This window comes from Microcystis sp. LE19-41.2A, assembly GCF_027530405.1.
GTDB classification, from domain to species: Bacteria; Cyanobacteriota; Cyanobacteriia; order Cyanobacteriales; family Microcystaceae; genus Microcystis; species Microcystis aeruginosa.
The window spans coordinates 1-18,579 of the sequence record NZ_JAPZQJ010000514.1 but is presented as its reverse complement, the minus strand read 5'-3'; the positions used below and the strand labels follow the sequence as shown (position 1 = coordinate 18,579).

General features: G+C 45.4%; 17 protein-coding genes and 1 tRNA gene. 9 read left to right on the top strand and 9 right to left on the bottom strand.

The genetic code is table 11. The features are described 5' to 3' along the window. Nucleotides 1–58: 58 nt before the first annotated feature. The 4 genes from O9290_RS21640 to O9290_RS21625 all read right to left on the bottom strand — a co-directional run bounded on the left by O9290_RS21640 (nucleotide 59) and on the right by O9290_RS21625 (nucleotide 6,314). The gene (locus tag O9290_RS21640) at nucleotides 59–1,603 is read right to left on the bottom strand and encodes a GUN4 domain-containing protein (RefSeq protein ID WP_288087525.1); all 1,545 of its coding nucleotides are present in this window, start codon (nucleotides 1,601–1,603) and stop codon (nucleotides 59–61) included. Further along, nucleotides 1,603–1,989: a Pepco domain-containing protein gene (locus O9290_RS21635; protein WP_353852163.1), complete on the bottom strand. Its 387-nt coding sequence runs from the start codon at nucleotides 1,987–1,989 to the stop codon at nucleotides 1,603–1,605. Before O9290_RS21635 ends, O9290_RS21640 begins: the two co-directional genes overlap by 1 nt. 147 nt (nucleotides 1,990–2,136) lie before the next feature. Next, nucleotides 2,137–4,248, bottom strand: a complete 2,112-nt coding sequence (gene argZ, locus O9290_RS21630) for a bifunctional arginine dihydrolase/ornithine cyclodeaminase (RefSeq protein WP_288087523.1) — start codon at nucleotides 4,246–4,248, stop codon at nucleotides 2,137–2,139. 302 nt (nucleotides 4,249–4,550) lie between these two features. Then, nucleotides 4,551–6,314 carry an SWIM zinc finger family protein gene (locus tag O9290_RS21625; RefSeq protein ID WP_288059505.1) on the bottom strand — a complete coding sequence of 588 codons (1,764 nt, stop codon included), beginning with the start codon at nucleotides 6,312–6,314 and terminating at the stop codon, nucleotides 4,551–4,553. Between the two features lie 115 nt (nucleotides 6,315–6,429). Here O9290_RS21625 and O9290_RS21620 point away from each other — a divergent pair, with 115 nt between their 5' ends. The 4 genes from O9290_RS21620 (at nucleotide 6,430) to O9290_RS21605 (ending at nucleotide 8,511) form a co-directional block, all read left to right on the top strand. Next, nucleotides 6,430–6,711, top strand: a complete 282-nt coding sequence (locus O9290_RS21620) for a ParB N-terminal domain-containing protein (RefSeq protein ID WP_041804185.1) — start codon at nucleotides 6,430–6,432, stop codon at nucleotides 6,709–6,711. Nucleotides 6,712–6,724: 13 nt separating this feature from the next. Beyond that, nucleotides 6,725–7,417 (top strand): helix-turn-helix domain-containing protein, encoded by a 693-nt coding sequence (locus O9290_RS21615; RefSeq protein ID WP_002795810.1) that lies wholly within the window; start codon nucleotides 6,725–6,727, stop codon nucleotides 7,415–7,417. 451 nt (nucleotides 7,418–7,868) lie between these two features. Continuing rightward, nucleotides 7,869–8,105 carry a hypothetical protein gene (locus tag O9290_RS21610; RefSeq protein WP_002763414.1) on the top strand — a complete coding sequence of 79 codons (237 nt, stop codon included), beginning with the start codon at nucleotides 7,869–7,871 and terminating at the stop codon, nucleotides 8,103–8,105. Further along, entirely contained in the window at nucleotides 8,095–8,511 is a 417-nt protein-coding gene (locus tag O9290_RS21605) for a putative toxin-antitoxin system toxin component, PIN family (RefSeq protein ID WP_012266738.1), read from the top strand. Before O9290_RS21610 ends, O9290_RS21605 begins: the two co-directional genes overlap by 11 nt. Before the next feature lie 251 nt (nucleotides 8,512–8,762). Here O9290_RS21605 and O9290_RS21600 read toward each other — a convergent pair whose 3' ends face one another. Further along, a complete protein-coding gene (locus O9290_RS21600) occupies nucleotides 8,763–9,611 on the bottom strand; it encodes a M28 family metallopeptidase (RefSeq protein ID WP_288059502.1) in 849 nt (282 codons plus the stop codon). A gap of 328 nt (nucleotides 9,612–9,939) precedes the next feature. Here O9290_RS21600 and O9290_RS21595 point away from each other — a divergent pair, with 328 nt between their 5' ends. After that, a complete protein-coding gene (locus O9290_RS21595; RefSeq protein ID WP_288059500.1) occupies nucleotides 9,940–11,322 on the top strand; it encodes a flavin monoamine oxidase family protein in 1,383 nt (460 codons plus the stop codon). Nucleotides 11,323–11,401: 79 nt separating this feature from the next. On the opposite strand, the gene O9290_RS21590 is transcribed toward O9290_RS21595, so the two are convergent. Continuing rightward, nucleotides 11,402–13,927 carry a mannose-1-phosphate guanyltransferase gene (locus tag O9290_RS21590; RefSeq protein ID WP_002763419.1) on the bottom strand — a complete coding sequence of 842 codons (2,526 nt, stop codon included), beginning with the start codon at nucleotides 13,925–13,927 and terminating at the stop codon, nucleotides 11,402–11,404. Between the two features lie 206 nt (nucleotides 13,928–14,133). Here O9290_RS21590 and O9290_RS21585 point away from each other — a divergent pair, with 206 nt between their 5' ends. Together O9290_RS21585 and O9290_RS21580 are read left to right on the top strand one after the other, a co-directional pair. Continuing rightward, nucleotides 14,134–14,325: a hypothetical protein gene (locus tag O9290_RS21585; protein WP_043999505.1), complete on the top strand. Its 192-nt coding sequence runs from the start codon at nucleotides 14,134–14,136 to the stop codon at nucleotides 14,323–14,325. Between the two features lie 362 nt (nucleotides 14,326–14,687). After that, nucleotides 14,688–14,761, top strand: a tRNA-Arg gene (locus O9290_RS21580). Nucleotides 14,762–14,987: 226 nt separating this feature from the next. Here O9290_RS21580 and O9290_RS21575 read toward each other — a convergent pair. Together O9290_RS21575 and O9290_RS21570 are read right to left on the bottom strand one after the other, a co-directional pair. Further along, nucleotides 14,988–15,263: a hypothetical protein gene (locus O9290_RS21575; protein WP_002763421.1), complete on the bottom strand. Its 276-nt coding sequence runs from the start codon at nucleotides 15,261–15,263 to the stop codon at nucleotides 14,988–14,990. 380 nt (nucleotides 15,264–15,643) lie between these two features. Beyond that, complete coding sequence (locus O9290_RS21570; RefSeq protein ID WP_288059497.1) at nucleotides 15,644–16,192, bottom strand: RDD family protein; 549 nt, start codon at nucleotides 16,190–16,192, stop codon at nucleotides 15,644–15,646. Nucleotides 16,193–16,423: 231 nt separating this feature from the next. Between O9290_RS21570 and O9290_RS21565 the strand changes: the two genes are divergently transcribed. Both O9290_RS21565 and bioF read left to right on the top strand, forming a co-directional pair. Beyond that, complete coding sequence (locus O9290_RS21565; protein WP_002763426.1) at nucleotides 16,424–16,783, top strand: DUF6464 family protein; 360 nt, start codon at nucleotides 16,424–16,426, stop codon at nucleotides 16,781–16,783. A 67-nt stretch (nucleotides 16,784–16,850) separates the two neighbouring features. Beyond that, the gene (gene bioF, locus O9290_RS21560; protein WP_288059494.1) at nucleotides 16,851–18,008 is read left to right on the top strand and encodes an 8-amino-7-oxononanoate synthase; all 1,158 of its coding nucleotides are present in this window, start codon (nucleotides 16,851–16,853) and stop codon (nucleotides 18,006–18,008) included. Between the two features lie 56 nt (nucleotides 18,009–18,064). Here bioF and O9290_RS21555 read toward each other — a convergent pair whose 3' ends face one another. Then, entirely contained in the window at nucleotides 18,065–18,247 is a 183-nt protein-coding gene (locus O9290_RS21555; RefSeq protein WP_288059492.1) for a PIN domain-containing protein, read from the bottom strand. Nucleotides 18,248–18,579: the final 332 nt, after the last annotated feature.

Here is an 18,579-nt window from a genome sequence, read left to right as displayed (position 1 = left end):
CCCGCATGGCTTCGTGGAAAATCAACCCGATACAATTCTTAAAAATTGGCTGTAACCTTTATATGTTACATTTTACAAGTCTCGACGCGAGAGAAGAGAAACTTACCCCTACCTCACCATCCCATCTCCCCCCCCCAAAGAGTGAGAACCATCCTCCCCCATCCCCACCCAAACACCAACTCCCAACACCCCACCCCAATTCCCCTACCGGGAGGTGTCCATGGGGTGCTTTTAGGTCAAAAGTAACATCCCTTCCCCTGTATATCCAGCTATTATTCACTCGCCAGCCTACCCTATCTCCGAAAGCGTTCCAAACTCTTTCATTATACTTCCGCGTCCCACCGAGTTCGCGGTAGATTTTCGCCTGCACGGAAAAACCAAAACGACCGCTACTATATTTAACCCATAATTGGTCAATGGTTCGCAAATCCTCGCAGGAGAAATTATCGATATCTTCTACCCGTAGCCATCCTTCTGACCTGTGATTGGCTACCTGTAGCATCACGACTCTTGTTTCCTCGTCCGCTTTCTTCCATTGCTGTTGTTCCAGTAAATCCCGTAGCTTCCTGTAATCGATTCCTTTCTCGCTTTTTAGTTCGATTTCTGGCGGTGCTGCGGGTTTCGGGGTTTCTGTTATCGTTTTCGCCGACTCGCGATTTATCGGTTCCGTTTTAGGGGAAGGTGGGACGGGTTGTTGTGTTAATTTTCGATTAATTCTGTCGTAATCTTGCCAGTATTTAGGTCTGGTTGTATCCAAAGCCAGAACTCGTCTCATCAACTGTCGCGCTTCCTCTAGCTTTCCCTCCACTTCCAACTCTAAAGCTTCCACTCGCAATAACTCTATATCGGGAGTCTTTGCCTGTTTCGGTAACAGAATCAGATGATTCTTGTAGTTTGGTTCGACGGTGGAGTGGGGAGTCTGCGGGGGTTTGTTGTATTGTCGGTTGATTTCGGGAATCCTTTCGCGGAGACGATTACAGAGTCTTTCTACCGTAGCGCAGTTATTTTCCCCTTGGATTCGTAAAGCCTCTAGAAGTGAATAGGTAAAGGAACCCTGTTGTAGTTCGGGAATTTCGTAGGATTCCTCCGTCGGACTACAGGAAGCGATGGTTATCACTCCCTGTTGCTTTTGCCAGCCTACGGATTTATTGCTAAAATCGTTCTCGTTGCGACAGGCATCCAGAAAGAGAATGATATTATCTGCACCACATCTCCGTAAACGTTGGGTAACGTAATTGAGGGGAATGGTCGTCCGTTCGATTAAGGTTGGGTGTCCCTCGCTGGGAACGAGATAATCCTGTCCCTGATGGCGTAATCCGTGGCCACTGAAGAAAAACCAGAAATTATCGCCGGTTTCCAAGCGTTGCGACTCGAAAAAGTCGTGCAGGAAAGCCATTAGATTTGTGTACGTCGGTTTCGTCTCCTGTTGGGAACCATTCGGCGCGGTTATTGGGTCAGAATCATCGGTAAACAGGAAAACTTCCTCAAAATTAATCTCGTCACGACAATAACGCGCCATCTCTACCGCGTCCTGCTTGGCACATTTGAGCGGTTTCAAGCGTTTGTATTGATTTATCCCGATAAATAATCCCCAGTTCGCCATTAGTCTGCGGTCGGTGTGTTTTTCTCGTCTCGCTTGAATTTTAGGGTTAATCCGCCTTTGGTGCCGGTCTTAATCCCCGTCCCTAATAATTTTACTTCACCTTCTCCGGTAATCTCTACGCAAAGCTCTACTTCATCGAGTTTAAAGCCGGTTTGCTCGTTGACCTGTTTCTGTGCTTGATTGAAGACTTTGCCGATAAGCTGGAGAAAATGGGATAGTTCTGTCTCTAGCTTCTCTATGCTCACTTTTACGCCACGAGTCGCAGCTTCGGTGATAGTTTTCCCCTCGTACCAGGGATTGTCATAGGTGTCGTTTCCTTTCGCATCTTTATCGGGGGTGACGGGGGTATCTTCTGCGGTGATAATCCAAATAGTTTCTTCTGGCATAGCGCTCTCGTTTTTCGGCAATGGTTCTCCTTTATTATTCTAGTTACCCATTGCTAACTCACCTATAGAGATAGGGGTTAATAGTCCCAAAAAAGGGGGTTTAAATACCCCCAAAGCTCATAAGTTTTATGTTTTAGAATATTGGTTTTAAACCGTTTCTACCAAGGGACGGGTTAACTTATCCAACTGTTGGGTTAACAGACTCAGGAATAAACCCACATCGGTGACAATACCGACGGATTCTACGGAACCTCGATCGCTTAATTTTGTCACCACGGCCGGGTTAATATCAACACAGACCATTTTTACCCCCGCCGGTGTCATATTGCCCACACCGATGGAATGGAGCATACTAGAGAGCATGAGAATCATGTCTGCACCTTGAATTAAGCGGGAATATTCTTCCTGTGCTTTAATTAAATCCATCTCCGTATCCGGAAGCGGACCATCATCGCGAATTGAACCGGCCAAACTGAAGGGGACATTATTCTTGACGCATTCATACATTACGCCTTTTGTCAATACCCCGGCCGATACAGCTTTGGCGATGCTGCCGTGGCGACGGATGAGGTTGATAATCTTGAGGTGGTGACGATGGCCACCGCGCACCGGGATGCCTTTCTGCATATCTACCCCTAAAGAAGTACCCATGATCGCCTGTTCCATGTCGTGAACTGCGATCGCATTTCCCCCCAGTAAAGCGTGAACGTAACCATCGCGGATTAAACGGGAGAGATGTTGCGCTCCTCCAGTGTGAATGACCACCGGACCTGCCGTTACTACCACTTTACCGCCCTGGTCGCGAATTTTACGCATTTCCCAGGCAATCTGCTCGACGGTTAACTCGACTCGGCGCTCGCTGGAAACCCCCGCACCCATAAAGGTAAATTCCTGGGTGCTGTTGCGTTGTTCCCTGGATTCCGCCTGTCGGATAGTACGGATGCCCTCAACTCCTACCATAACGCGATCGCCAGCTTTTAAATCCCGCAGCAGAGTACATTTTGCCGTTTTGCCTTCCGCACCTTCAGTGACGACGATGGCTGCATCCATGCGTTGATTTTCCACCCGCACCCATTCACAGCTAACCCGCACTTCCGTGGGATAGATGGTGCTGACATAAAAATCATCGGGAGCGACCCCATCTTGTGCCACCACTGCGGTATTGACATCACAGATTTCTTGGGGACGAGCGGCCGCACCGAGGTCGATCAATTGTACCATGATCTCCTCCATTACCTCGTGAGAGGGTGCAGAAACGCGCACTTCGGCCGAGGAGGTACTTTGGCGCTCAATCCCTAAGGTGAAGTTTAAAACCTTGAAGCTGCCCCCATTTCCCACCACAACATCGAGAGCTTTATTCATAATTCCCGCGTCGAGCAGATGACCTTCTAGCTGGAGAATGCGACTTTCAATGGTGACATTTGCGTGATGGTCTGGAATTAAGGGTTCCGTGGTACGCAGGGTTAAACATTTGGCCGCACCTCCTGCTTTTAAGAACTCCGTCAGGGGAGTTTGTACCACTTCAAAGCTTTTTGATGCTAACTTATGTTGTAAATCGTCACTAATTTTATTCATGACGATTACTTCACCGATATTCACAGCATTACAAGCAAAGTTAACCGCATCGGCTTCTTCAACGATAATGCGTTTTTCTTCGGGAATTTTTAACTCAATTAATCGATTAGAATAGGCATCAAAAGCATCAGGATAGTAGAGGAGATAACCGCCACTAAGGGGACAAAAACAGGTATCAAGGTGATAAAAACGTTCATCGATTAAACGTAGGGATAAAACCTCAATATCGAGCCATTTAGCGATTAAAGGGTGGGAATCTAACTCAGTTCTGAAGCCATATCCTGCCCATAACCAACGTCCTTCCCGATCTAATAGTGCGTCTCCTGCACCTTCAAAGGGTAAATCTTTGGGCAGTTCGTGAACCGTAAAACCGTTATCTTCAAACCACTGCTTAAAATAGGGTTCTTCTCCCTGTCTTTCTTTGTGTAAAAAGCGACTGAGAACGACAGTTTTTTCCAGAACTAAACCTGCATTAGCGGTAAAAACCATGTCGGGCCAGCCTTTTTCTGGTGGGACTAAATCCACAAGCGCCCGATCTTTGAGAACATGATAAAGCTGCTGCCATTGTTGCCTAGCTTTTTCCTGGGAAGATTTGTGAATGTTGCCCTCCATCCAAGGATTAATCACATAATCCACATCGTAATGATCGGGAGAACACATCAAAAAGCGAATAGTTTCAGTCATATTTTTTGACAATGAATATTCAGTATAAGTAGTCTGGAGATAAGTTTAGACCAATCTTCCATTATACTCTACTTTGCCCCGAAATATCACTAAACCTAAGATTAGGACAATTACCGCTCTACAAGCTAAAAACAGCCCGGTTTTAGCCGATAACTGACGGCGAAGCTGTTAAGTATTTAAATTGCTTGTGGAGATAAGGCAAGAGGCAACCCCCCCCGATGTCGGGGGGTAGGGGGGGGTGGGGGAGATTCAGCTGCTCTAAGGATAGGCGGTTAAAATGGGTCTTAGCTTAGAAGCTTAAATCATTGTAAATCCTGATGTTTAAATAACCCCATAAATTTCGATTTGCGTCCGTGTTCCTTAATTAAATTTTCTCGATAAGTTTGCCATTCTTCCCGTCTTCCCGACATATAAAAGGCATTACGAGCTTTTTTTAGCCATTTAATCGCTTCTTCGTAGCGATCAGCCTTTTTTTCGTCGAGTATCTTTTCCGCAGGAGGACGTGCGTGATCGATCACCCAGTTAGGATCGACGGTAGCAGCCGCATCCATTATCCGCCAAATTAGGTGAGACTGCACATAGGAATTATCAGAAACGACTTTAATTGCATCTCTAACTAAATTTTCGTGGAGAAATATATCGATTTTAGCCTCTGTGGAACGTCCACCGCTAAACTCGCGCAAGTAATCTAACAAGTCTAATTTTAAATCGGGCCAATCTTGCCCCGCTAAAGACTCAATTTTTTGGTAATGGGAAAAGGAAGGTTGGTCTTGAAATGCCTTAATTCTAGCGGCCAAAGCTGTATCTATATCCCCTAAAGATTGCGCTAGTTCACTTGTCCAGAGAGCTAATTGATAATAATAATTTCCTGGGAAATTTAGACCACTTCGGGCAATTATTAGGGCGGATTCTGGTGCGGATTCATCCCGTAAAGCTTTGGCAAAAAAGAAGGATTCATCGTTTTTAGTTATCATGTTTTTTGCCGCTGCCATCGCTTCATCAATGCGATCAAGATAGACTAACTTAGTTAGGTATTCTACCACTTGTCCTGAAGCTAAAGCTAGATTCAAATACTCCTGATCTTTTTCCTGTTTCTCGAAAATTTCTAAGCGAATAGAAGTTAATGTTTGGGCATAATCGGGGATATTATCTGACCACATTTCTGAAAAATTAGCCGATTCTCCCCGTAAAATCTTCTCTAAAACTGGATCGTCCCATCCCTGTTGTAAGGCCGCTAAACTCATCTCAAAATCGACACTCCATTCATGCTGCCATTGCTCCATTTTTTCCCTTAAATCTTGCTTTTCTTGGGGATTAAATTCTTTACTTAAAATTGCCCCAGTTAAAACTCGATCGATTCTAGCACTTAAATCATCATTGACAGCACCGTAATCTTCTAAATTATCCCATTCCTCGATACAGGCGCTAATAATTGCTTCTAAAATAGCGATCGCATTATCCGGTTCTCCCTTTTGATAATAATCTTTGGCCTCATCCACTAGGGCATAAATTTCATTAGAAATTGGATCTTCTTCGTAGTAATCTTCTTCGATCGCTCGCAGGGATTGCCGCAGTTCATTACGGACAGTATTACGATAAGCTTTGACATTAATAGTTATCTTCCCTGCCGCTTTATTAACTGGGGTAGCTGGCAATAAAAACTTATCAATTGTCTCGATAATTTCTGGGTGTTTAGCCACTAAATGATTAAGTAATTTTCTTAATTTACTTTCATCGATTGGTGTCAATAACTCCTCTAGGGAGGCTTTTTTGATAATTAATTCTGGTTGACGAGAACAGGTTAATAAAACCGCCACAATATGCTTACACCAACCCTCGTAATCGTAGGGACAGGAACAGGAGACATTCTCAAGATTATCTTGGTTAAAATCCATGACAACTCGATAGGGTTTAACCTCACTACCATTCACTAAAGCTTGCAGATTTTGCCCCCGTTGCCAAAGAGAAATAACTGCACCGCTGTCGTAATAATATTGACCGCGCTGATAGGAAGCATTGGTGCTATTTTGCCGGATAATTTTTTCATTGATAGGAGGAATAGTCATAGTCAGAAAAGGAGAGGATTGGGTGATAAAATCTTGTCTGTGTCAAGAAAACTGCCAGCACCGAGACAGACCACTGCATCAGCAACCGAGTCAACTTATCTTCAGTTTAGCCTAAATGTGCTATAGTAAAGACAGTATGGAAATTAAAAACATTCCTCTGTCCCAAATTCGTCGTCCTTTACCGCGACAAACCGATCCCGAAAAAGTTAATCAGTTGATGCAATCGATCGCTGAGGAGGGATTACGAGAACCGATCGATGTTTTGGAGGTGGATGGTAACTACTACGGTTTTTCCGGTTGCCATCGCTTTGCCGCTCATCAGCGTCTCGGTAAAGAAACAATTCTCTGTCGAGTTCGTCGCGCCCCTAAATCCGTTTTAGCTAAACACATCGCTTAAGCTGAGAAGTCCCATGAATGAGTCCTTATATAAATATCATCGGCAAAAATTAGAGCAGTTAATGGCAGAAATTGGCTGTAAAAATCTGGAAGAATTGAGTCGGTTATCGGGTCTATCTTCTTGGCAATTGCAGAGAGTTCGCCATGGTTTAATCGCCAAATTATCCTCTGAATCTTTGGTGAAATTAGCTAATGCGCTGCAGCTGCCAGTTAGCGATCTCCTTGCTCATTTTCAAATCCCGACGATGGGGACAGAGGATCGTTCAGGGGAATCAAAAATTCTCGAACAAGAGTATCAAAATTTACAGCAAAAATTAGACAAGCAAAAAGAAGAATTAGCCGCAGAATTTCAACGTCAAAGCATCGAAGCGATCGAATCTTGGTTAGTTCAATGGCCTACGGCCGAGGCCGTTGCCCGCAAAAATCCCGACCTAGCAGCCGTCAAAATCCTCTCCCTAGTTAAACCGATTATGCAGTTACTGGAGCGCTGGGGAGTGCAACCAATTGACAGTGTCGGTGATCATGTGAGTTATGATCCGCAAATCCATCAATTGATCGATGGTCAAGCAGCAATCGGTACACCCGTTCTAGTGCGTTATCGGGGCTATCGTCATGGGGAAAAACTACTTTATCGTGCTAGAGTGAGTTTAATTAAAGTAGAAATGCCGGAAATTCAACCAGTAGAAACAGAAAATGTCACCGCTTAAAGTGATAATTCTTCCAGAGCTTTAGTGCTGTGAAAAATTCCCCCGTGGTCTGCTTTTATCGAAAAAATCGGGTCTAAAACCTCGCCTTAAGACGAAAAGTTTTTGGAGCGGGACATAAATCCCCATTACAAAACTAATGGCGGCTTGATAACCGCCCCCTGAACGGTTAAAATGAGATTATGAGTGATTCGGAGAAAAAAATATGTCAACGCCCTACGATGACTGTTTTGACCACATTACTGATCGTCCAACGAAATTCTGTTCGCCAGCAATGGTTACAGATGGTTTGCGGAGGTTTATTTGTTGCCGATGTTAGGATACTACTATTAGCGACGCTTAAGCGAAACCCAACCGCACTAATCCTCACATTTTAGCATATATTTCGTAAATGTGCTAATATTTAACAGTAAAGCCGTCGTTCTACGACGGGGTTTCAGACCCAAAATTTTCGATGAAAGCAACGATCCGAAACGTTAAAATTAGCGAGATCCCCACAGCGATCGAGCAGTTAGGTTTGTCCGCTCATGCGTGTGTCGATTTCACCATCGAGAATCATGAGATGACGGGGAACGAACAGGACGAAACCACCCAAGCCTTGATGGAAGTGGTGAATGAAATTCGTGCTTATGCCAAGAGTCAGGGATTGACTGATGAGAAGTTGGAAGAGCTTTTAGTAGATGAATCGTGAACCCATAGTTATCGATACGAACGTCTTTATAAGCTTCGCCTTAAGCAGTACGACAACACCAGCTTTGGCTGTAGAATACGCGATTAATAACTTTATTATTCTGCAAAGTCCCGCAACCATAGGCGAGTTGGTCACAAAACTTCTTCTCCCAAAGTTCGAGAGGTACATTACACTGGAGCAGCGCCGACAACTGCTAGTAAGAATTTTGGAAATTTCGCTGCTGATTAGACCTACTGACCACACTGAAATTTGCCGAGATCGAGACGATAATAAATTCCTAAATCTGGCAACCAGTGGGGAAGCACGCTATCTCATTACTGGTGACAATGATTTGCTTATACTGCAACGCTATGGGAAAACAGAGATCGTTACACCAAGGGAATTTTTAAAAATTGTTCGGCGGTGAAGTACAAAAAATCCAGTTTGAGTGAGATGATCGAAAGAACAACATCGATATCGAAAAACACGGGATAGACTTTAATTTTGCCAAGACAAGTGACTTAAGCAGTAGGTTGGGTTGAGCAATAATAACTTTTGTCTGTCAAATATTAGTGACGCTTGAGCGAAACCCAACCACACCAATGTCGTCAATAATGTTGGGTTTCTAACTGGGATTGGTGCGTTACGCTAACGCTAACTCACCCTACACGCTAACTTTTATCTCATCGGTAAAGATTGCAATCCAAAACAAAGACCTTGACAGACTCTTGTTAGGAAATTTAAATCCAAAGTAGCGATTGTATCCTGAGAACTATGATAATAGGGATTACGCATATTAGCCGTATCTGTCACCATAATTGCCGAATAACCGCGACTCCAAAAAGGAGAATGATCGCTGCGTCGAGTATCGGGGACGATATAACCTCCAAAAATTACGGGCAACCACTCGCAGGGAGTCTGATTTTCCCGCAGGACTCGACTGAGAAAATTTAAATCCTTGCGGGTTTTGAGATTGCCAATCAAAGCGATAAAATCCCCAGTGTTGGGATAAAAATATTCTAGAAAAGCTGGATATTTTTGAGAATGGGGATTTTTATCACAGTAACCGAGCATTTCTAAGGATAACATTAACCTTAAATCCTGCTTAGTTTGTTTTAATTTTTCCGCGTAGGCAATGCTCCCCAGTAATCCGTATTCTTCTAGATCGAAGGCAATTAAACGAATTGGATAATTAGCCTGATTTTCCCCAAAAAACCTGGCTAATTCTAATAATACCGCTAATCCCGTGGCGTTATCGTCAGCCCCCGGCGACCCCGGCACCGTGTCATAATGAGCGCCAATTAAAATCGGAGGTTTTTGACTGTTGTTAGGCAAATCCAAGATTAAATTTTCGTAATTTTTTCCCTGAAAATGGAAAAAATGTGATTCAACTTTTCCCCAATTGCCTAACTCTTGCCGCAGGTATTCTCGCACATAAAAATGTCCTTGACTAGAGAAAAAAGGGTTTCTTTCTCGGACAATTTGTTCTAGGTGTTGGCTTAAGCGATCGCTAAGAAGATCAAACATTGATAGCAGCAGATAATTTAATCAAAAGAGCCAATGGATAGAGAAACTGAGGCAAAAATCGGAGAAAATAATAATTGTTAATTAGGGTCTGCTGAAAAAGTTTTTCCTGGTGGCAGGGTGTGGGGTGTGGGGTGTGGGGTGTGGGGTTTTACCCATTTTCACCTGGTCAATTACCTAATTTTCAGGGAAAAAGTACCTGAATTTTCCCCTCAATCACTGCAAGGGTCGGGACTTTTTGAGGTCAAAAAAGTCTAAAAGCCTTATCCAACAAGGTTTTTAGATTTATTCAGCAAACCCTAATTATAAAATATTCTGTGGAGCTAAAATCATGACAAATCTCCAGTTGACTAGCTATGAGTGTATCGTTGTCGGGGCGGGATTAGCGGGATTAATCGCCGCGCGTAATCTCCAGAGGCGAGGTCATCAAGTTCTGGTAATCGAAGCGCGAAATCGTTACGGTGGCAGAATGTCTGGTCAATATCTCCCCTCTGGACAGTGGATCGATCGAGGTGGTCAGTGGGTGGGCCCAACCCAAGAGCGTTTTTTAGCCCTCCTCGACGAGTATAAAATACGTCGTTTTCCCTCTCCCAATCAGGGAAAAACCGTCCTAGTCTTTAACAACAAACGCTATGAATTCAATGGTTTTTTTCAAGGTTTCCACGAGGGAGAAGTACCCGATATCGGCGCAGCAGAATGGCAAGATGCGATGTCAGCATGGGCGCGTTTTCAAGAACTAACCAAAACCCTACCTTCAGGTTATCCCCAAAGCAACGATCACACCAAAAAACTAGACAGTAAAACTTTTGCCCAGTGGATTGAAGAAAACACCAGCACAGATTTTGGTCAATGGTATTTTGCTTATATGGCGCGTGCAGTGGGTTTTCTCGGGCCGGCCGAACCCAACCAAGTCTCACTACTGCACGTTCTTTGGGGACAAAATTGCGCCCCTCAGGCCGAACATCCAGAAGCCGAACTGATCCATGGCGGAGCGGGACAAATTCCCGACAAGATCGCGGCGGAGTTAGGAGAGCGAATTCGACTGGGGGAACCGGTTTTTCGCCTTAATTACGACTCGGCCGGCGTGACCGTAGAAACCAGCCAGAATACTTTTACCGCCAAATTTGCCATCATTGCCATGCCGCCCCATCTTGCCGGCCGCATTATTTATCATCCCCCGCTGCCACCCCAGCGAGAACAACTAACCCAACGAGTACCGATGGGATGCTGCGCTAAAGTCCTGATTTCCTATGAGCGACCTTTCTGGCGAAAACAGGGACTAGCGGGACTTGCTCAAGGGAATTGTCAATGGTTGGAACTCTGTGCCGATAGTTCCGATCCCGAAACCGGCGTCGGGGTAATCGCCACCTTTGTGGTTGGCGATCGCTATAGTCGTTGGCGCTCCATGAGTAGTCCGGCGCGCCGTGCCGCCGTCCTCTCGGATTTAGCTATTTATTTCGGTCAAGAGGCCCTTTTCCCGATCAGTTACGATGAGGTGGATTGGCCTGGGGATCCCTGGACTGGTGGCGCATATTCCGCTTTTATGCCCCCCGGAGTCTGGACAAGTTTCGGCGAGGCTCTTTTTACTCCCGTCGGACCGATTCACTGGGCCGGCACAGAAATGGCCGATCGCTGGCCGGGATTTTTCGAGGGAGCGATCCGCACTGGTGAGGCAGCGGCTGATCGAATCGCCTTGCTTTTGCGGGAAAAATGAGCATCTACAGGGCTAGGACACTTTTTAGGTCAAAAAAGTCATCATAGTCAAGTTTCGGGGCTAATAGGGCAGAAAACTCTTAAATCATCACTATTTCGCCCTGGTAATGTTCGACGAAATACTGGACACGATGACGATATTCTTTAATTGTCCGATCGACCCATTCCCGCTGCTCACTGTTAGCATAGATATGCACTAAAGGTTCTCCAGCATCGGGTAAAATCAATACCCAGTCATCATTAAGGGGATTAATCACCTTGACTCCATCGACCAACTCTAGATTAAGATCCGCGTGAGTCTCCACCAGATAGCGCATCAGAGATCCCTTGACTTTCCAAGGACAGCGCACCGCCGTATTCTTATTATAAATGCGCGGTAACTCGGCCCGCACCTGAGCTAGAGAACGTTCCTGAATGGTTAACATCTCCAAAAGTTTCGCCACGCTGAACATGGCATCGAAACCGGGATGTAATTGCGGAAAAATAAAGCCAGTTTGCCCACATCCTCCTAAAACCACATTAGGATTGGTTTGACATCCTTCCATTAAAGCGCTAGGACTGGCTTTTGTCCGCACCACCCGGCCATCGTGACGACGCGCGATCTGTTCCACGGCACTAGAAGCATGAACCGGCACTACCACTGTACCGCGAGGATGGGCGGTCAGAATTGTATTCACCATTAGAGCAGTTAATTGTTCCCCGCGAATCGATAAACCACTCTCATCGACGAGGACTAATTGTTCCCCGTTGGCCGAAACCTGTACCCCTAAGTTCGCTTTCAGGGCCTCCACCACATGGCCCAATTGATGGATTAGTAACTCTCTTTCCTGCATGGAAAGGGCATTCTGACGTAAACTGGCATTGAGAACCACGGCATCACAGCCAAATTTGGCCAGTAATTCTGGTAAAATTGCCCCTGAGACTCCGTAGGCGTAATCAATGACGATTTTGGAGCTACTATTGCGAATAGCCTCTACATTTAGCTGAGTTTCAAAGGTTTTGCGGTAATTATCGAGAATATCAGCCGGATAGGACATACTGCCGATTTCCTGCATTCCCACCCGTCGCAGATCTTCTTTGAAATAGGCCCCTTCGATTTTCTTTTCCCTCGCTTTGGAAACATTAATCCCTTTTTCGTCTAAAAACTCGATTAAGAGAAAATCTGGGCGATCGGGATGAATGCGAACGTGAATGCCACCGACTACGTTTAATTTAGCCACTAAAGTCCGCGAAATCGGTAAAGCATTCGCTTGTAGGTTTTGGATATTCACCCCCACGGACATTAAACCGGCAATCAGCGATCGACTGACCATGCGCGAGACACTGCGTTGATCCCGGGAGACGATTACCGTTGACCCCGGTTTCAGGATGGAACCGTAGGCTGCCCCCAGTTTAACGGCGAATTCGGGCGTGATATCGATGTTAGCGAGTCCCGATACTCCTCGTTGACCAAAGAGGTTTTTATGGGCAGTATTTCCCCAAATCAGGTTAATATTGAGGATGGCTCCCGATTCGATCTGTTTACTCGGCCAGACTCTGACCCCGGAATTGATCTGCGCTTCTTCCCCGACGATCGATAATTGTCCGATCACCGCACCTTCGTGTACCTGGGCCCGTCGATCGATTCTGGTTCCCCTAGCGATCGTACAAGCGGCTAAATTGACCTCATCCCCGATCACCACACCATTCCAGAGGATGGGACGTTTCAGATCGGAACCAGCACCGATGGTGACATTATCGCCGATAACCGAACCCCTCTCGATCAGAACATTTGCACCAACGCGGCAATGATTGCCGATCATGGCCGGGGCCTCAATGTGGGCGCTAGGATCGATATAGGTATTAGTACCGACCCACACCCCGGGGGATTTTTCTCGATAGGGAAATTCTAGGTTAACTTTGCCGGATAAAGCGTCGTATTGCGCTTCTCGGTAGGCCTCCAGATGACCGACATCGCACCAATAACCATCGGCCACATAACCATACATAGGTTCGCCCCTTTGCAGCAGCAGCGGAAACAAATCTTTAGAAAAGTCGGCTTCTTCTTTGTAGGGGAGATAATCGAGGACTTCTGGTTCGAGAATATAGGTTCCGGTGTTGACAGTATCGGAAAAAATCTCGCTGGTGGATGGTTTTTCGATAAAACGGCGAATTCTGCCTTCTTTGTCGGTAATCACTACCCCAAATTCGATCGGATTGGCAACCCGCGTCAGGACGAGGGTTGCTTTCGAGTTTTTACCTTTATGGAATGCGATCGCTTTTTGCAGGTCAAAATCGGTGATACTATCGCCACTAATCACCAGAAAGGTATCATCTAACCATTCGGCAATATTTTTCACACATCCTGCGGTGCCTAGGGGTTGATCCTCCTCCACAGCGTAGGTGATTTTTACCCCAAAGTCGCTGCCGTCTTGAAAGTAGTCGCGCATGACATCGGGGAGATAGTGCAGGGTGGTGATAATTTCGGTAATGTCATGCTTTCGTAGTAAATTAATAATATGTTCGGCGATGGGACGGTTGAGAATCGGGACCATCGGTTTGGGAAGATCACAAGTAAGCGGACGTAATCTTGTCCCTGAACCACCTGCCATTAATACCGCTCGCATAATTTCCTCCCAAGGCTATCTTTTCGCCGTTTTTAAATAGTTTTTCCAAATTATGGCTTTAGTTTCCCGACCTCGATCGAGCCAGTTCCTAACCGGCATTCTAACACCGTCCCCCCGATTCAGAACAATATTTTCTTTTCCCAAGTCGGCAAAACCCAAGCTTAAAATAGGAGATGTGAATTCTCTAAATTCAAGGATGAGATGGCATGAGACTGGTTATTTTTATCTTAATAATTGTTTATGGTGCCGGTGGTTGGAAATTCTGGAATGGGTACAGAAGCACTAATTTTAGTCCCAGTTTACCCAATCGTTTAGCTCTAACGCTGTTCTGGCCGCTTCTTTTGGCTGTTAATCCCGCCTACCGCAAGAATTTTCAAAAAGCCCTCAAGGGCAAATAAAATTAACATACTGCCAATGTCACGGCCATAAAACAGAAAGTGGGTGGGTATCGAGGCGTTTTTTAGCCGATTAGTCGAGATTACCCCCCCAAAAAAAACCCTAAATAGGGTTTGCGGCAAAAAGTTTTTCGTGGGGGTAGGGTGTGGGGTTTTACCCATTTTCAGGTGGTCAATTACCTAATTTTCAGGGAAAAAGTCCCGGAATTTTCCCCCCAATCACTCCAATGGTCGGCACTTTTTGAGGGAAAAAAGTCTAAAAACCTTATCCAACAAGGTTGTTAGATTTATTCAGCAAACCCTAAATAATCCACGGCAATCAACAGTTTAGCCGTGGATGTCTTATCATGGTTAGGGAAAAAATTGGGGTCGTAGCTCTGTTGGATAGAGCGAGTGCCTCCTAAGCACTAGGCCGCCGGTTCGATCCCGGCCGATCCCGCCTTTTTCAGTGATCGGTAAACAGTAAACAGTGAAAAGATGCTGGGAAACTGCTATTTATAGCGCTTTTCACGTTACTGAGGTATCGACAAGTTTTGCCAACAAAGGGCTTAAGCCCCTTGCCCATGCCTCATTCTGATAAAAACTGCTATAGCATCAACCCCATTATCGAAATATTTACGGGCTTAATTAAGCCCGTAGGCACGGCTACGGGCAACTTCTAGAGGTTAGGCTTGATCGCTTCTGTTCTTGTTAATCTGTCGGATGATTTCAATCATTTGAGCGTGTCGATCATCCATTCTCTCTAGATGCCGGTAAAAATCGGCTTGAGTCTCATAAAAATCTGATTGTGCGCTTGCTATTCGAGCTAGGTAATCGTAAAGCCCTTTTTTCTCCTGTTTCCGTTCCTCGCGGTCACTAGCGACGGCATCAGCTAGGGCTTGAATAGCGCGAGCGTTCGATTCCACTATTCTCTCGATCCGCTCTAATCTGTCTTCTGACATTTTGGTAAACTCCTAATAGACTAATTCTTGTCCCCCACCGATGCCCGTCGGATGGGGGAATAACTTTAATTATGGGCTTTTCGATGCCAACGCTGATCCGATTTCCTAAATTCCCACTGTAATGCGATCTCATCAGGAGTCTTAATCTTTCCTGACTATTACCAAGTCAGGGAGACAAAATCAAGGGTTTTCCCGTTACAGGAAAACCCACATATAGCACTTTTCACGTTACTGAGGTATCGACAAGTTTTGCCAACAAAGGGCTTAAGCCCCTTGCCCATACCTCATTCTGATGAAAACTGCTATAATACTGCTCACTTAAAACTCAAAACTTAAAACTGATCACTGATAACTGATAACTGATAACTGATAACTGATATTTATCTTCTCATTCTGCCCTTAACTTGATACCAAAGCCTTCTTAAACGTAGATCGAGAGAAAAACCCCGACGGGTGGGAATAACAATCGTGCCACCGATGCGATCGTGGAAAGCGCGGTTAAATTGTTCATCGCCGATCGCCATACCACAATCGGCGAAAAGGGGCGAAGATAGTAAAATCAAACTTAAAGGATTGCCAAAAAAAGTATTTAACCCTAGCATCATTAAAGCTGCCCCCCCACCAGCGATCGCCTCTCGTTTGCTTAACTCCAAAATTCCGGGTAAACGCTGAAGTTGTAGATCGATGATCTTCATATCCAGGGCCCAACGTCCTAAACTCTGACCCTGATTCTGCGCGACTAATAACACCCGCAAACACCACCAGATCAGGAGAAAAAGGAAGAATTGCAGTACAGGTGTACCGTTAGCAAAGGAGCTTAAAAACCAGATCGAGGCAAAGTCGATCAGGAAAGCATAGGCGCGACGATCTAAGGGAATTTTCGGAAATTTTTGCGGTAGATTATCTTCAGGCGGGATGGGGTAAACCATAAAGTAAATTCTCGGAAAAATCCTGCGGTTTATCTTCCACTTTAATCGGGAAATTGGCAATTCTAGGATAGTTGTCTCTTGTCTTTTTTCTCCCCCCGTCTCGGAGTCTTCTGTCTGGGGGTCTGCTCACCTAACGGCAGATTTTTGATTTTTGCAGGAGATATAATTATTAATCGACTCGGAGATCTAAGCTACCATTGAGCAAAGGTAGCCCAGAATACAGGGATAATCATGGAACAAGATTCATTAACAACGGAGGTTATTCTAACCCATCCGCGGCAAAGTTTGGGAGAGATCCAATTGGATTGGATGCCACAACCGGGTAATTATTTGGCATTGAAAGGACAAACCTACGCAGTTTTGGAACGTCACCACCAGTACCAATACAAGATTGGTGGCTATTGTTTACGCAAAATTTCCCTTTATGTACAAACTGCTCCCACTCCGAACGAAAAAAGTTTGATTGAAGGACGTTGGGTGATGGGGGATGCTAGTTGTCGTTTTAACGCCAGATCCGAACTGTTGCGCTGTGCGATTAACCCCCCAGGTCCCTGTCAAGATTGTCGTTTTTACGAAACTATTAACCCTTAAAAGAGCCTTTTTCGGCAACAATCTGGCTATTTTTCCCCTAGCTAACCACTATATTGATCAATCGCCTATGAATCATCCTTACTCTTGGATTGAGGATAGCTTAAAAACCCTCCATCGGGCTAATTGGTATCGAAGGGTTAAAACCATTCAAGGCCGGGGCGGAGCCGTTATAGAATTAGAGGGTCGATCGCTGCTCAATTTTGCCAGTAATGATTATCTGGGATTAGCAGCCGATGAAAGAATGATCGCGGCAGCCATAGCAGCGACACAACGCTATGGAACCGGAAGCACCGGCTCGCGTCTATTAAGTGGACACCGAGATCTTCATCGAGACTTAGAATTAGCGATCGCATCTTTTAAAAATAGCGAAGACGCGATCGTTTTTAGTTCGGGATATTTAGCCAATTTGGGGACAATTACCTGTTTAGTGGGGCAGAAAGACCTGATTTTAGGCGATCAATACAATCACTCTAGCCTCAAAAATGGAGCCAAGTTAAGCGGTGCCACGGTGAAAGAATACCGGCACAATAGTCTCGAAGACTTAGAAAATCAGCTATTAGCCCACCGTCATCACTATCGTCATTGTTTACTGCTCACTGATACAGTGTTTAGTATGGATGGGGATATCTGTCCCCTAGCGGGAATTCTCGCTCTAGCCGAGATTTATAATTGCATGGTTTTGGTGGATGAGGCCCACGCTACCGGGGTTATGGGGGAAAATGGCACAGGTTGCGTGGAATATTGTGGTTGTCAGGGACGGGAATTAATTCAGATGGGAACCCTGAGTAAAGCTTTGGGCAGTTTAGGGGGGTATGTGACCGGAAACGCCAAAATTATCGATTTTATCCGCAATCGCGCCGCCACCTGGATCTATACTACCGGTTTATCCCCCGCCGACACCGCCGCCGCTAGAATGGCTTTAGAGATTATTCGTCTGGAGCCGGAACGTCGCCAACGCCTACACCAAAATATTAATTTTGTCAAGAGTAAATTAAATAATCTTAATATATTGCCTTCGGAAGCGGCGATTTTATGTTTACCGGTGGCCAATCCGGGTCAAGCCCTAGAATTATCGCAAAAACTGCTAGAAAAAGGGATTTTTGCCCCCGCAATTCGTCCTCCTACCGTTCCCACCAGTCGTCTGCGATTTACTGCCATGGCCACCCATAGCCTCGCCCATCTAGAGGTTCTTGTTCAGTCTATTGGCGAATCTTTCTCCACATAGAGAAAAAGTTTTTCGTGGGAAGTGGGGTATGGGAAACGACTTATGATGCGGCAGGTTTAGGGACTCTTGAAAGGATTGACAATTTTCAGCCCATCAATGTCTGAATACCCAAAGTCTTCTGTATAGAGAGTTTCGACGTTTGCTTCCAAACAAGCAGCAACCACCATCGAATCCCAATGAGACAAACTAAAACGGATCATCAAGTCCTCAGCACGATTAATCACAGCCCAAGTTGGCAAAGCTGTGTACCAAACCTGTTGCAAATCTCGAATGTACTGATAGGCTTGCGCTCTGTCATACCCAAATGGCTCAAGTTTGCGGCTTGCCGCTAAATATTCGCAGGCAACCTGCCAAATTAAAACTCCCTCTGTCAGATTAGCTACTAGAGAAGCTGCGATTGCCTGCTTACTAGGATAACGCGAATCATTGACTTGACACTCCCCGCTCTAAAGAGACGGGGATTCTTGGTTCACAGAGATTACTTGCTTAGACAGAATTGCTTCTGAAAAAGTAGAGGTATTCTCTCCCCAAGCGTTTATTGGATCGAGCCCAAAGGTTCCGGTATGCCCTA

Coding starts and splice junctions, on each gene's coding strand:
- O9290_RS21640 (WP_288087525.1), bottom strand. CDS start 1,603: ATGGCGAACTGGGGATTATTTATCGGGATAAATCAATACAAACGCTTG.
- O9290_RS21635 (WP_353852163.1), bottom strand. CDS start 1,989: ATGCCAGAAGAAACTATTTGGATTATCACCGCAGAAGATACCCCCGTC.
- argZ (WP_288087523.1), bottom strand. CDS start 4,248: ATGACTGAAACTATTCGCTTTTTGATGTGTTCTCCCGATCATTACGAT.
- O9290_RS21625 (WP_288059505.1), bottom strand. CDS start 6,314: ATGACTATTCCTCCTATCAATGAAAAAATTATCCGGCAAAATAGCACC.
- O9290_RS21620 (WP_041804185.1), top strand. CDS start 6,430: ATGTGCTATAGTAAAGACAGTATGGAAATTAAAAACATTCCTCTGTCC.
- O9290_RS21615 (WP_002795810.1), top strand. CDS start 6,725: ATGAATGAGTCCTTATATAAATATCATCGGCAAAAATTAGAGCAGTTA.
- O9290_RS21610 (WP_002763414.1), top strand. CDS start 7,869: ATGAAAGCAACGATCCGAAACGTTAAAATTAGCGAGATCCCCACAGCG.
- O9290_RS21605 (WP_012266738.1), top strand. CDS start 8,095: ATGAATCGTGAACCCATAGTTATCGATACGAACGTCTTTATAAGCTTC.
- O9290_RS21600 (WP_288059502.1), bottom strand. CDS start 9,611: ATGTTTGATCTTCTTAGCGATCGCTTAAGCCAACACCTAGAACAAATT.
- O9290_RS21595 (WP_288059500.1), top strand. CDS start 9,940: ATGACAAATCTCCAGTTGACTAGCTATGAGTGTATCGTTGTCGGGGCG.
- O9290_RS21590 (WP_002763419.1), bottom strand. CDS start 13,927: ATGCGAGCGGTATTAATGGCAGGTGGTTCAGGGACAAGATTACGTCCG.
- O9290_RS21585 (WP_043999505.1), top strand. CDS start 14,134: ATGAGACTGGTTATTTTTATCTTAATAATTGTTTATGGTGCCGGTGGT.
- O9290_RS21575 (WP_002763421.1), bottom strand. CDS start 15,263: ATGTCAGAAGACAGATTAGAGCGGATCGAGAGAATAGTGGAATCGAAC.
- O9290_RS21570 (WP_288059497.1), bottom strand. CDS start 16,192: ATGGTTTACCCCATCCCGCCTGAAGATAATCTACCGCAAAAATTTCCG.
- O9290_RS21565 (WP_002763426.1), top strand. CDS start 16,424: ATGGAACAAGATTCATTAACAACGGAGGTTATTCTAACCCATCCGCGG.
- bioF (WP_288059494.1), top strand. CDS start 16,851: ATGAATCATCCTTACTCTTGGATTGAGGATAGCTTAAAAACCCTCCAT.